Below are 13,110 nucleotides of genomic sequence, written 5' to 3' on the forward strand. Positions count from 1 at the left end.
AGTTTCTAATTATATAACGGGTGCACCAGTAGTCATAACCTGTGCTGTGCTGCCAATCAGCTTATGGAACCAAGATTGTTATCTCTGATTTTATCCTGTATCTGGGCTTTCCTAATTGCTATATTCGCGGTTCCGTCTATCATAAGAGTGGCGCACCTTAAAAATATACTGGATCAGCCTAACCTCCGGACAGTGCATGATGCGCTTACGCCCCGGTTAGGAGGCTTGGCTATGTTTGCCGGTTTTACTTCGTCTCTTACCATTTTTGTAGATTTGGATAACGGAGTGCAGCAGTTATTGGCAGGGTGCGTGATCATGTTCTTTATAGGACTTAAAGACGACCTAGTGGCTATTGCCCCAATGAAAAAATTTGCCGTACAAATATTGGCAACTGGCATTGTAATGTTTGTGGCCGACATCCGGATTACAAGCTTTCAGGGTATATTTGGCGTAGGAGAGCTGCAGATTGGCATTAGCTATGCCTTTACTTTTTTGGTGATTATAGGCATCACAAACTCAATTAACCTGATTGACGGCCTAGATGGATTGGCAGGAACTATTGTGTTAATTATTGCCAGCTCTTTTGGAGTGTTCTTCTTTATATTTGGAGGCAACACCTATAGCAACTATGCTTTTGTAGCATTTTGCCTGATAGGGGGAGTGCTCGGGTTCCTGCGGTACAATTTTCATAAAGCTACCATTTTTATGGGCGATACCGGCTCTCTGCTCTGCGGATTCATTATTTCGGTAATGGCTATTCAGTTTGTCGAGATGAGGCAGTCTGCTGCTTCGCCTGCTGTTGCGCTGGGTATCCTGTTTATTCCGGTATTCGATACCTTAAGAGTCTTCTCCATCAGAATACTGAAAGGCAACTCTCCTTTTATCCCGGATAAAAATCACATTCACCATCGCCTGTTGCTGATGGGCTTTAGCCAGATAGGAACAGTGCTGACGTTGGGTGCCATAAATGTTTTGGTTATTATTTTTGTTGTGAGTTTTCAGCAATGGGGGAACATGAGCATTTTGTTAAGTTTGCTGTTCCTGTCAATTTTACTAAGCATATTTTTAGGTGTTTATAAATCAAAGAGTGAGCCTCATGCTTCAAAAGTTTAAGGCGGGTTTATTATTTGTAGTTATTTTTTTCTGCCTGTTGCAGCCCCTCAGGGCACAGGTATTACCGCTGGAGCAAAAGAACACAATCAGTACCGACTGGATGGTGCAAAACCCGGCCTCGGGGCAACTTGTGCCTTACATAGCAGGAGAGCATGCGAACTATAATGCGGTGCATCAGTGGCTGTTCATCAACCCCCGGCAACCATTCCTGATCGACTTTGCTGCCAAGCAGAACCTATGCCTGTACCTGAACAATAAGCTGATTTTTTTGGCAGATTCAACAGCAAATTATACATTGGATTTGTCTGCTTACAGTAAAGGAGTTGATGCGGTTCAGGGAAAATATCTGCTTACGGCCTGGCATCCGGCACAGCAACCGCTTGTGAGCACATACAAAAATCATTTGCCGGAACAGAGCACGGAGCAGAGGAGGAGCAGGTTTAATTTTACAAGGTTAAGCAACTATCCCAACCATACGGCCTTTGTAGTGTTTGTGCTTTTAATCGGCTTGCTGTATGGGAGCTTGAGAACTAATTTTACGGCAGACTTTCAAAACATCTACAACCCGGGTATTTTTTTTAAAGCAAATAAACTGGAGGAAGGAACGCTTGCAAAGCCTATCACCTCATGGTCCAGTATTTTATTTGTAATTGCTTTCTCGCTTTCTATGGCACTTCTTATTGTTGCCATACACACCAATGTACAGCAGGTGCAGTTTATAAGCAGGTTGTTTCCTGTTTCAGAGGCAGATATTATTACCCGAATCCTGTTTTATACAGCGGTAGTTTTTGTGTTTATCCTGCTCAAATACCTTTTCTTAAAAGTAATGGGTTTTATTTTCGAGCTGGAGCAGGTCGTGCATGTGCAGTACAATGAATTTATAAGAACGATACTTTTCCTGGGTATTTTTCTTCCCTTTATTATGCTCCTGTACCTGGGGCTAAACACATCACAGCCTCAAACCATTTTGTTAGTATCGAGCCTGGCTGTTTCCTTACTTTTGATAATCACCACTCTCAGGGTTTTTATAACTGTAAATAAGAAAGCCACAGTACTAAATTTGCATTTATTTTCATACCTTTGCGCCACAGAAGTAATTCCGTTGGCTGTAGTGCTAAAGTTAATTGTTTTCTAACTTTTAGAATATTATTGCTATTCAGCGACGGGAAGAGCGGGTATAAAAATAAATAACTTCTATACATTATGGCTGAGAGTAATGTAACGGTAACGCCTTGGGCTAATCCAGACAGACACGAAATTCCTATTAAAAGCATTCTTGTAACGCAACCACAACCAACTACAGACAATTCTCCTTATTTGTCTATTGCTGAAAAGTATGGTATTAAGGTGGATTTCAGAGCTTTTATTGAGGTTGAGCCAGTTCCTTATAAAGAATTTCGAAAAGATAAAGTTGACATTCTGGCACATACAGCCGTTATTTTTACCAGCCGTAATGCAGTAGATCACTTCTTCAGAATCTGCCAGGAAAGCAAAATTGAGATGCCTGCCGATATGAAGTATTTCTGTATTTCAGATCAGACAGCTTACTATCTGCAGAAGTACATCGTGCTGCGCAAGCGTAAGTTATTTGTAGGTGAAAAAACAGCCAAGGATCTGTTCGAGGTAATTAAAAAGCATAAGAACGAGAAATTCCTGTTCCCTTGCTCTAACATTCGGAAGGAAGATATTCCGGAGTTTCTGGAGGCAAACAAAATCAAGCATACAGAAGCTATTATTTATAAGACGGTAGCAGCCGATCTTTCTGATCTGGATGATGTAACGTACGATTGTATAGCTTTCTTCAGCCCGTCAGGAATAAGCTCGCTGTTTATCAACTTCCCGAACTTTAAGCAGAATAACACACGCATTGCCGCTTTCGGGCCAACTACTGCTAAGGCTGTGCGCGATGCCGGGTTAGAGTTGGATATTGAGGCCCCTATGCCAAATGCCCCTTCCATGACCGGAGCAATAGAGGTATACATTCAGAATATGAAGGCAAAAAAATAAGTAGAAGGCTGTAACTTTTACGTTATTTTTCCATAATACTTAAAACGCAAAAGCGAGATATGTATCAAACATACTTGCTTTTGCGTTTTAGCGTTTAATACCTATATTTGATTGTTGTTGTTCCGTATTCTGTCTAACTATACCTTGCCTTCTTGCAACAGCCTATGAGAAAGCTTTTACCAATAGTCTTACTGTTGCTGCTATGCCAGCCCTTTGCAAAGGCGCAACAGCAGCCTCAGTTTAGCCATTATGGTTTTAATGGGTTGTACATAAGTCCTGCTTATGCCGGCATCACAAACCGCCCTGAGGTTATGTCACTTTTTAGGTATCAGTGGCTTGGCTATAATGCATCTTTCGATGATGGTGGCTCCCCTCAGACTTTGCTCATTTCAGCACACACGCCGGTCCATTTTCTAAAGGGAGGTTTAGGGATAAATCTTTTGCGAGACCAAATTGCCAACACTACGGTTACCAATGCAGCACTTTCTTATTCTTTCCATATTAATATCGGCGAGGGTAAACTAGGAGTGGGGGTTCAGGGAAATATTAATAATTATAAAAAAGGTAGCTACAGGGCCAGGCAGGATAACGATCCTCATGTACCGTTTAATAGTTCCGACACCAAGTATGATCTGGGGGCAGGCGTCTGGTACGAATCTTCAACATTTTATGCAGGTGGGGGAGTAACAAATTTACTTAAATCAAAGTATGAGTTTGAGGATGTGACAGGAGATAGTGTGGGAACGGTCTTAGGAGAGCACCATATTTATGTAACAGGAGGCTATAATTTTCCTTTGACTAGGGATGTCACTTTAACACCAACAGTATTATTAAAGCATGATACTGAGACATTTTCGTTCGATGCAGGAGCCAGGGCAACTTTTCTGGAAAAATATTGGCTCGGTTTGAATTATCGGCATCAAGAAGCTGTTAGTGCGCTTGTAGGTATAAGCTTATTTGAGGGGAATGCACTAAGAGTTGGATATGCTTTTGATTTCACTACATTAAATAGATATGCAAAAGCCCCATCGTCACATGAGGTGATGATGTCATACAGATTGCCTGAACCAGTTGTCAGGTTCCGTCCGCCAGTTCGAACTCCTCGTTATTATTTCTCGAGATAAAGTATGCTTTTATCAAGAAAATGTCTAAATAAGTTTTTTTACAAAAACAGAAAAAATACAAACAATTATAAACAATAAAGGGAAGGTAGTGCCGTTGAGATAATATAATTTAATGCTAAAACAAATATTTGTTTTAATTATTTATTATTCTCATATATTTGCTACACCTATAAATGCGTGCAGTTATTTATACTAGGAAATTTTACTTTTTTAAGAATCATCATGAACAAATTACATAAACTGTCTTTCTTCGGTTTGGCGGTGGTGATACTAGCAGGCTGTGGTATGGGAAGAGGTCCGCAAGGTGATCTTGTCGGAGCAGAAGATAGGCCAGAATTTAATGCTCAGGAAGTCCCTTACGGTATGGTGGCTTGCCCTGGTGGAACTTTCCACATGGGACAGGCAGATCAGGACATTGCGGCCACTATGGCTAATATGAATAAGCAGGTAACTATAAGTGGTTTCTATATGGATGAAACAGAAATCACGAACAATGAATACCGCCAGTTTATGAATGTGATGATGGAAGACTCTCTGGATGTGTTGGGAGAGGAGTACATTATGTCGCAGTTATATCCTGATACAACGGTATGGGTGAGAGACTTCTCTTATCACATGGGTGACCCGCTGATGGAATATTACTATACACACCCTGCTTTTGATGAATATCCGGTAGTAGGTGTAGATTGGTTTGCGGCAAGACAATTCAGTACCTGGCGCACCAAGCACAAAAACCAGGCAAATGCCGAAAGAGGAAGAGCCCCAATCCCGGGCTTCAGGTTGCCATCTGAGGCAGAATGGGAGTATGCCGCAAGAGGGGGACGCGATATGGCTACATTCCCTTGGGGCGGACCTTACCTGCGCAATGCAAAAGGCTGTTTGCTGGCAAACTTCAAACCCGGCAGAGGCGACTACTACAGCGATGGCTTTACTTATACGGCCCCTGTAGCGCAATTCTTCCCGAACGACTTTGGCCTCTACGATATGTCTGGTAACGTGGCAGAATGGTGCGAAGATGCCTATGCTGATGCTGCTGTTCCATTGGTTTGGGACCTTAACCCGGTTTATAACGACGACAACGAGCCCCGCAAAATTGTGAGAGGCGGATCATGGAAAGATATAGCTTACTTCCTGGAGACCGGTACCAGAAACTTCGAGTACCAGGATTCTGCCAGATCCTACATTGGCTTCCGAAACGTGGTGACTTATTTGGGAAGATCATCCGGAAGAGAATTCAGAAGATAATCGCATAACAAACTTAATTTTCAAACCTTTATATTTATTAAACCTCAAAATCTAATTAGAAAATAAAATGAGCAAAGCTAGAGGCAACTTTTTATTCGATGTATTAATGCCTAAAATATATGGCCTTGGTGCTGCGGTTGTTATTGTGGGAGCGTTGTTTAAAATACAACACTGGGATGGTGCCGATTTGATGTTGATAGTAGGTCTTAGTACAGAAGCTATTATTTTTGCTCTGAGTGCATTTCAGCCACAGTCGCATGAGCCGGATTGGGCACGTGTTTATCCGCAATTAGCAGACGATTATACTGGAGAAGCTTTAATGCCTGCAACAGCAACAGCAGTAGGCGGCGGATCTGGTTTAACTAGAAAACTGGATGATATGCTGCGTGATGCCAACGTAACTCCTGAAACTATGAACTCTCTTGGTATGGGCCTGAACCGTCTGAGCGAAACAACTGCTCAAATGGCAGACTTGAGCCAGGCTGCTGCCGCAACAGATGATTATACTATTAAAGTAAGAAATGCTGCAGGTCAGTTAGGCGAAATAAACAAAGCTTATGCTGCTACTGCTGATGCCTTGTCGCAAATGGCAGGATCTGCTGTAGATGCAAAAGAGTACCACAACCAGGTGCAGAACATGACACGCAACCTTGGAGCATTAAACGCTGTGTATGAAATGGAACTTCAGGATACAAATAATCACCTGAAAACCATGAACAAGTTCTATGGTAGCCTGAGCGTAGCAATGGAAAACCTGACTGACGCAGGAAAAGATACCGAACAATTTAAGCAGGAAGTAGCACAATTAACAAAGAACCTACACTCTCTTAACACAGTGTATGGTAATATGTTAACAGCTATGAAAAGCTAACTATTAACAAAATCAACAAAAGACAAAGACCCTATAGTATAAAAAATGGCTGGAGGAAAAGAGACCCCACGGCAGAAGATGATCGGTATGATGTACTTAGTACTTACCGCTCTTTTAGCTCTGAACGTGAGTTCGGCTATTCTGTTAAAGTTTGAGTTCCTGGATAACAGTTTAAAGGAACTGAATGATAAAACGATATCAGATAATGCCGGCGTAGTATCAAATATCAGAAAGTCTGTGAGTGAAGGCCCCGGAACAGAAAACGACAAACGGGTACTTTCAAATGCAGAATCTGTTAGAAAACAAACAGAAGAACTTATTACCTACATAAGAGGCGTAAGACAGGAACTGATCGGAAGAGCTGGAGATGTGAATGCCGAAGGGCACTACGTGAACCCTGAAGCAAATGAGATTGTAAACATGACCATGATAGGTGGTTCTAACAACGGCGCTGCTTATGAACTGAAGGACAGGCTGAACAACTATGCTAAGTTTTTGCGTCAGTACAACGAAAACATCCCTCAGAGCATTGCATTAGATGGTAACGAAGATCCTATTGCAAAGAATGATCCGGTGCAGAGAAGAAAGGATTTTGCGCACCTGGGCTTTGAAGAAACGCCACTTGTAGCTGCTTTGGCTTTCCTTTCCCAGAAAGAATCTGAAGTGCTGAAGTATGAAGCGGATGCTTTGCAAAGTTTAGCTGCTAAAGTAGGTGCGGATATTATCAAATTTGAGAAAATTTTTGCCATGGCTCGTGCAGAGTCTAAAGTAGTTGCAGCTGGTACCAAATATAGAGCAGAAATGTTTATTGCTGCTTCTTCAGATGCCATTACACCAACGATGACGTTCCAGGGTAAACCTGTGAAAGTAGAAGGCGGAAAGGGTATTATTGAATTTACGGCTGCTGCTAATAATTATGATGCAGAAGGAAACTCTAAGCAGACATGGAAAGGGCAGGTAACTATTAACCAGGGAGGAAACACACAAACCCTTCCGGTTGAAGAAACTTACATAGTGGCAAAGCCAGTTATCCAGATTCAATCTGCTGCTATTCAGCAGTTGTACTTCCAGTGTGCCAATGAGCTGAACGTACAAGTACCTGCTTTAGGTGCGGTATATGATCCTAGCTTCTCGGCTTCAGGCGGTTCGGCTATAAAAGGTGCTAAAAAGGGGTTAGTAACAATTATTCCTAACGCAACTGAAGTTACTCTTAATGTGAGTAGCGGTGGAAACGCAATTGGTTCTGAAAAATTCAGAGTCCGTCCGATTCCGAAACCTTCTCTTGCCGTAGTAGTAAACGGTAAGCCAATCGATCAGAAAAGAGGTATTCCAGCCCAGTCTATCAGAGCCGTAGAAATGCGTGCCATTGCTGACGAAGGATTTAGCCAGGCTTTACCACAGGAAGCTCGTTTCAGAGTAACCAAATGGAGAGCTTTCCTGGTAAGAGGATCTAACCCTATCGATCAGGCTGAATTTAATGGGCCAAATGCTGACCTGAGCAGATTTGCATCTAAGGCGGGTAAAGGTGATCGGGTTACCATTGAGGTACTTGAAGTAAAGCGCCTGAACTACCAGGGCAATGCTGTGGCAGCAAATGCCGGCGGAGATGGAATTTTTACTGTTCCGCTTAATTAATCAAAATTAGAAGCTAACAAAGCGTATGAAACTGATAAAAGCAATAGGTGGTGTAGCGGCAGGTGTACTGCTCTCTTTAGGAGCTTTTGCACAGCAAGTGCCTAATACGCAATCAAGCAGCCCGTCGGCAAGGCCGATTCCGGAGCACGATATCTTGTTTAAGAAAACAGTTTGGCGTAAAATCGATTTGCGTGAAAAGCAAAACACGCCTATGTTCTCTGAAAACAGAGAGATTACCAGAATCTTAATTGATGCTGTGAAAAGTGGAGAACTTGTTGCTTATAAGACTGATTCTGTAAATGTACCACTCACGAAAGAGGAGTTTCTTGGAAATATGACTCCAAAAGAACAAGGGGCGACATTAACAGAAGAAGAAATTGCAGCAGGTTTTGGTGAGCAGCAGGAAAGTGAAGATGATGCATGGGGCGCAGCTTTAGGCTCATCAGCCACCGAGACTTCTGCTCCGGCAAGCAACGAATATTTTGCAAAGCAACTATACCTGCTTGAGCTGAAAGAGAATGTCGTGTTTGATAAGAAGCGTTCACGCATGTATCATGACATTCAGACAATCAGCATCAAAGTGCCTGCTACTCTAAACCCATTAGGGTTTGAGCAGACGGTAGGTACTTTCAGGATGAATGACTTGGTAAAAGTGTTCAGGAACAATCCTGATGTGGCTATCTGGTTTAATGCTCAGAATGATGCACAGCATAAAAACCTTGCCGACGCTTTCGACCTGTGGTTATTCAGCTCATACATCACAAAAATTTCTAACCCGAACGATAGAGGTCTTGCTGACATCTACGGTGGTGGACGAAAAGGATTGTTAGCTGCTCAGGACGCTGCTGAAGCTCTTATAGAGTATGAATATAGCCTTTGGAGCTACTAAGCTGATAACTTAGCTTAACTATACAAAAAGAAAGCGGGTGGTTCAACAGAGCCTCCCGCTTCTTTTTTATGCCATCCTACCTGTTCCTGAAGTAAATGTTACTGGTGCAGAAAATTGTATAAAATCTGCGCTTTAGACTGGCCTACTTCTTCTTCCAGTTCCTGCTGCGACAGCTCTTTCAGTTTCTTAACAGATTTGTATTTTAAAAGAAGTGCTTGTGCGGTGGCGGGGCCAATTCCTTTTACTTCAGTTAGCTCTGTCTTTAAAGTGCTGGCATCACGCTTGCTTCTATGGAAGGTGATAGCAAAACGGTGTGCTTCGTTGCGCAGCCGCTGTATCAGTTTAAGCGATTCAGATTTTTTATCGATATACAGAGGCAGTTTATCACCTGGATAAAAGATTTCCTCCAGTCGCTTCGCAATACCAATAATGGCTATTTGCCCCCATAGGTTTAGGTCTTTAAGTGCCTGTACCGCAAAGCTCAACTGTCCTTTACCGCCATCAATAATAATGAGCTGAGGCAGTGGCTGGTTTTCTTCTAGCAGTCGTTTATAGCGACGGGTAACAATTTCGTACATCGACTCAAAGTCGTTCGGCCCAACCACAGTTTTAATATTGAAGTGGCGGTAGTCCTTTTTACTCGGCTTGCCATTCTTAAAGCACACCATAGAGGCCACCGGATTATCGCCCTGAAAGTTAGAGTTATCGAAGCACTCAATGTGGCGTGGCAGTTCAGTAAGCCTCAGGTCTTTCTTCATTGTCTCGAGCACACGGAGCTCGCGCTGCTCACCTAGGTCTTTATTCTTCTCCTGCCGGCCCTCCCGCTCCTTGCGCAGGTACAACGCGTTCTTTAGCGATAGGTTTATGAGCTTGCGCTTATCGCCGATCTGGGGAAGAGAAACAGTTACATTATCTAAAGGAAGTGTAAGTTCTATGTTGGTAATAATCTCACGGGACGTGCTTTCAAATTCATGGCGCAACTGCACAATAACAGAGGCCATAATGTCTTCGTCTGCTTCATCCAGCTTTTTCTGTATCTCCAGCGACTGCGTTAAGATAATAGAACCGTTCATCACTTTCAGGTAGTTAATGAAGGCGCACTTCTCGTTAGACGTAATCGTGAATACATCAATATTTGTTAATGTATTACTTACCACTGTAGACTTGGCCTGAAAATCATCCAGCATGTCCAGCTTTTGCTTATACTGGTGCGCTACCTCAAACTGATATTCTTCAGCCGCAACTGCCATGCGCTCTTTAAAGTAGTTTTTTGCAATAGACAAGTTACCAGACAAAATGCTTCTGATCTGGGAGATGTACTCATTATAAGTTGTTTCATCCACCAGATTTTCGCACGGGCCTTTACAGTTGCCGATATGATACTCTAGGCATACTTTAAATTTACCGGCCGCAATGTTCTCCTGAGATAGGTTGTAGGTACAGGTACGTAAAGGATAAAGCGTCCTGATGAGGTCCAGCACCACATTCATAGTAGTACCACTTGGGTAAGGGCCAAAGTAGCGCGAACCATCGTTTATTTTATTGCGGGTGCTAATGATCCGTGGAAAACGCTCATTCACTATACAAATGTAAGGATACGTTTTGCCGTCCTTTAGCAGGATATTATACTTCGGCTGGTATTGTTTGATCAGGTTATTCTCCAGCAGAAAAGCGTCTGCTTCTGTGTCTACTATGGTAAACTCAATATCCTTGATCTGGGAAACCAGTTTTAGTGTTTTCTTATTATGCTGTGTAGAGCGGTTGAAATAGGAGCTAACGCGTTTCCTGATATCAACTGCTTTACCAACATAGATAATACCTTTTTCGTCGAAGAATTTATATATACCAGGCTTATGAGGAAGGTGCGATATCTTCTCCCTCAGCCTCTCATTTGCAGCCATGCACGTTTTTATTAGATAACAGCGTCCAGGTCAATATCGGTAGGCAGTTGTAAAAACTCACCCTGTTTGGTAGAGTCTGCAGGTGCCCCGTTATTATACTTAGAACAATCTAATTCTACAGATAAAGGCGTAGAAGGTTTAGGAAAAGGTTCTTTTGACACATCGAGCGATTTATCGGCATACACTTTCTGCATAAATCTGCCATATACCGGCATCGCTAATTTGTTGCCTTGCCCCAGGGCAATGCTCCTGAAGTGAATGGAACGATCTTCGCCACCGACCCAGGTGCCGCACACCAGATTTGGCGTAATGCCCATAAACCACGCATCAGATTGATTCTGTGTTGTACCTGTTTTACCGCCTATTTCATTTTTCAACCCGTTCCGATGGCGCAGGCCGTAATAAGCGGTACCACCTGGTTCGGCAGCAGCTTTTAACATGTGCACCATCATATAGGCTGTTTCCTCACTAAGCGCATCTACTTTTTTAGGTACAAACTCAGCCAATACATTACCATGTTTATCCTCAATGCGTGTGATATACGTTGGCTGAGTCCAGGTTCCACTATTTACAAACGTACCATAAGCACCAACCATGTCGTAAAGCGTTACGTCACTTACGCCTAAAGCCAGCGATGGAGTGGCATCCAGAGGAGTAGAAATACCCATTCGCTTAGCCGTTTCAGCCATTGCCTCGGGGCCAATTTTACTAACCAGGAAGGCAGAAATTGAGTTTACCGATTCTGCAAGCGCATTTCTAAGGGTGTACTTTTTCCCTGAATACTTATTATCCGAATTGTTCGGGCACCACATATTGCCGTCAGGTAGCGGGACGCATACTTTCGTATCAATAACTTCGTAGCATGGATAATAACCGCTTTCAATAGCCGCTGTATACAGGAATGGCTTAAACGTAGACCCAGGCTGACGGGCCCCTTGCTTTACGTGGTCGTATTTAAAGTGCTTATAGTTAATGCCACCCACCCATGCTTTGATATAACCTGTCTGAGGCTCCATGGCCATAAAACCGGCCTGCAGGAAGTGCTTGTAGTACTTCAGCGAATCTATTGGACTCATCTCTACCTGCTTTTCACCATTCCAGGTGAAAATAGTCATCGGTACTTTCTTGTTCAGGTAATAGTTGATGGAGTCTTGGTTGCCGTCATACTTTCTGTTCAGGCTGCGGTAGCGGTCTGTTCTTTTAATAGCAGTCTGAACAAAATCTTTTATCTCGGCTCCGTTACGATCTATCCAAGGGTTTCTGCCTTTCCAATGATCAAAAAACTCTTTTTGCTTTTCTTTCATGTGTTCCACCATGGCCTCTTCGGCATAGCGCTGCATACGAGAGTCGATGGTTGTATAGATCTTAAGACCATCGGCATAAAGGTCATACCCATTTTCGCGGCACCACTGCTGTAAAAACTTGCTTGCTTCCGTTCTGAAGTAAGGAGCAAGGCCAATGTTCTGGTTTTCTACCCGGTAATCAAGCTTTATATCTATTTCTTTTAGCTTATCATACTCTTCCTGGGGCAGAAAGCCATACTTAACCATCTGAGATAGCACCACATTGCGCCTCCTTTTAGAGTTCTCAGGATTAAATTTAGGGCTATAGTAGTTCGGGTTTTTAAAAAGGCCCACCAACACTGCCGATTCCTGAACTTCCAGATCGCCAGGCTTCTTGTTAAAGAAGGTTTTAGCAGCGGATTCTATACCGAAAGCATTACTCCCGAACTCAAAGATGTTCAGGTACATTACCAGGATCTCTTTTTTGGTATAAGACCGCTCCAGCTTAACGGCCATTAGCCACTCTTTTGTTTTGATAATAAGCGTGCGCAAGCCAGGAACATCGTTTAAAGAGCCGGTGTTCAACTCTTCGCCACGGGTTCTGAAAAGGTTTTTAGCTACCTGTTGTGTAAGGGTACTGCCACCACCCTTAGAAGTGCCTATCAATAAAGAGCCTGCTACGCGTGCCATGGCTTCGGGATCGATGCCGGCATGCTCTTCGAAACGGATATCTTCTGTGGCTACCAGGGCGTCAATCAGGTTCTGGGGAAGTTCATCGTACTCAACAGGCGAACGATTCTCACGGAAATATTTTCCCAGCACAACATTATCGGCAGAGTAAAGCTCAGAAGACAAAGCGCTTTTAGGGTTCTCGAGGGTGCGCAGGTTAGGTAGCTCTCCGAACAGGTTCAGAAAGTTAATGCTTACTGCGTATACATACAGTACAAAAACTAGAAAGCCACCCACAAAAAGCAGCCATAATGTTGTGATTACCTTTGGGTAAATTTTCTTTTCTTTCTGACGAGTGGTGGTTGTACTCATT

10 protein-coding genes are annotated in these 13,110 nt (G+C 43.0%); 8 read left to right on the forward strand and 2 right to left on the reverse strand.

Annotated elements, in window-relative coordinates:
• Positions 1–63 precede the first annotated feature (63 nt).
• The 8 genes from C1N53_RS18410 to gldN all read left to right on the forward strand — a co-directional run bounded on the left by C1N53_RS18410 (position 64) and on the right by gldN (position 8,884).
• Positions 64–1,113, forward strand: coding sequence for an undecaprenyl/decaprenyl-phosphate alpha-N-acetylglucosaminyl 1-phosphate transferase (locus C1N53_RS18410; RefSeq protein ID WP_240773270.1), 1,050 nt, complete (start codon positions 64–66; stop codon positions 1,111–1,113).
• Entirely contained in the window at positions 1,097–2,248 is a 1,152-nt protein-coding gene (locus C1N53_RS18415) for a DUF4271 domain-containing protein (protein WP_137760711.1), read from the forward strand. Before C1N53_RS18410 ends, C1N53_RS18415 begins: the two co-directional genes overlap by 17 nt.
• 68 nt (positions 2,249–2,316) lie before the next feature.
• Positions 2,317–3,120: a uroporphyrinogen-III synthase gene (locus C1N53_RS18420; RefSeq protein WP_137760712.1), complete on the forward strand. Its 804-nt coding sequence runs from the start codon at positions 2,317–2,319 to the stop codon at positions 3,118–3,120.
• A gap of 164 nt (positions 3,121–3,284) precedes the next feature.
• A complete protein-coding gene (locus C1N53_RS18425) occupies positions 3,285–4,244 on the forward strand; it encodes a type IX secretion system membrane protein PorP/SprF (RefSeq protein ID WP_137760713.1) in 960 nt (319 codons plus the stop codon).
• A 222-nt stretch (positions 4,245–4,466) separates the two neighbouring features.
• The gene (locus C1N53_RS18430) at positions 4,467–5,489 is read left to right on the forward strand and encodes an SUMF1/EgtB/PvdO family nonheme iron enzyme (RefSeq protein ID WP_137760714.1); all 1,023 of its coding nucleotides are present in this window, start codon (positions 4,467–4,469) and stop codon (positions 5,487–5,489) included.
• A 67-nt stretch (positions 5,490–5,556) separates the two neighbouring features.
• Positions 5,557–6,360, forward strand: a complete 804-nt coding sequence (gene gldL, locus C1N53_RS18435; protein ID WP_137760715.1) for a gliding motility protein GldL — start codon at positions 5,557–5,559, stop codon at positions 6,358–6,360.
• A gap of 45 nt (positions 6,361–6,405) precedes the next feature.
• A complete protein-coding gene (gene gldM / locus C1N53_RS18440) occupies positions 6,406–7,995 on the forward strand; it encodes a gliding motility protein GldM (RefSeq protein WP_137760716.1) in 1,590 nt (529 codons plus the stop codon).
• A gap of 25 nt (positions 7,996–8,020) precedes the next feature.
• Positions 8,021–8,884 carry a gliding motility protein GldN gene (gldN, locus tag C1N53_RS18445; RefSeq protein WP_137760717.1) on the forward strand — a complete coding sequence of 288 codons (864 nt, stop codon included), beginning with the start codon at positions 8,021–8,023 and terminating at the stop codon, positions 8,882–8,884.
• 98 nt (positions 8,885–8,982) lie between these two features.
• On the opposite strand, the gene uvrC is transcribed toward gldN, so the two are convergent.
• Together uvrC and C1N53_RS18455 are read right to left on the reverse strand one after the other, a co-directional pair.
• Positions 8,983–10,785: an excinuclease ABC subunit UvrC gene (gene uvrC / locus C1N53_RS18450; protein ID WP_137760718.1), complete on the reverse strand. Its 1,803-nt coding sequence runs from the start codon at positions 10,783–10,785 to the stop codon at positions 8,983–8,985.
• An 11-nt stretch (positions 10,786–10,796) separates the two neighbouring features.
• Positions 10,797–13,109 carry a penicillin-binding protein 1A gene (locus C1N53_RS18455; RefSeq protein WP_206077585.1) on the reverse strand — a complete coding sequence of 771 codons (2,313 nt, stop codon included), beginning with the start codon at positions 13,107–13,109 and terminating at the stop codon, positions 10,797–10,799.
• Between the last annotated feature and the right edge of the window lies 1 nt (position 13,110).

The organism is Pontibacter sp. SGAir0037, assembly GCF_005491705.1.
Taxonomy (GTDB): Bacteria; Bacteroidota; Bacteroidia; order Cytophagales; family Hymenobacteraceae; genus Pontibacter.

Coding starts and splice junctions, on each gene's coding strand:
- C1N53_RS18430 (WP_137760714.1), top strand. CDS start 4,467: ATGAACAAATTACATAAACTGTCTTTCTTCGGTTTGGCGGTGGTGATA.
- gldM (WP_137760716.1), top strand. CDS start 6,406: ATGGCTGGAGGAAAAGAGACCCCACGGCAGAAGATGATCGGTATGATG.
- C1N53_RS18410 (WP_240773270.1), top strand. CDS start 64: ATGGAACCAAGATTGTTATCTCTGATTTTATCCTGTATCTGGGCTTTC.
- C1N53_RS18455 (WP_206077585.1), bottom strand. CDS start 13,109: ATGAGTACAACCACCACTCGTCAGAAAGAAAAGAAAATTTACCCAAAG.
- C1N53_RS18420 (WP_137760712.1), top strand. CDS start 2,317: ATGGCTGAGAGTAATGTAACGGTAACGCCTTGGGCTAATCCAGACAGA.
- C1N53_RS18415 (WP_137760711.1), top strand. CDS start 1,097: ATGCTTCAAAAGTTTAAGGCGGGTTTATTATTTGTAGTTATTTTTTTC.
- gldL (WP_137760715.1), top strand. CDS start 5,557: ATGAGCAAAGCTAGAGGCAACTTTTTATTCGATGTATTAATGCCTAAA.
- gldN (WP_137760717.1), top strand. CDS start 8,021: ATGAAACTGATAAAAGCAATAGGTGGTGTAGCGGCAGGTGTACTGCTC.
- uvrC (WP_137760718.1), bottom strand. CDS start 10,785: ATGGCTGCAAATGAGAGGCTGAGGGAGAAGATATCGCACCTTCCTCAT.
- C1N53_RS18425 (WP_137760713.1), top strand. CDS start 3,285: ATGAGAAAGCTTTTACCAATAGTCTTACTGTTGCTGCTATGCCAGCCC.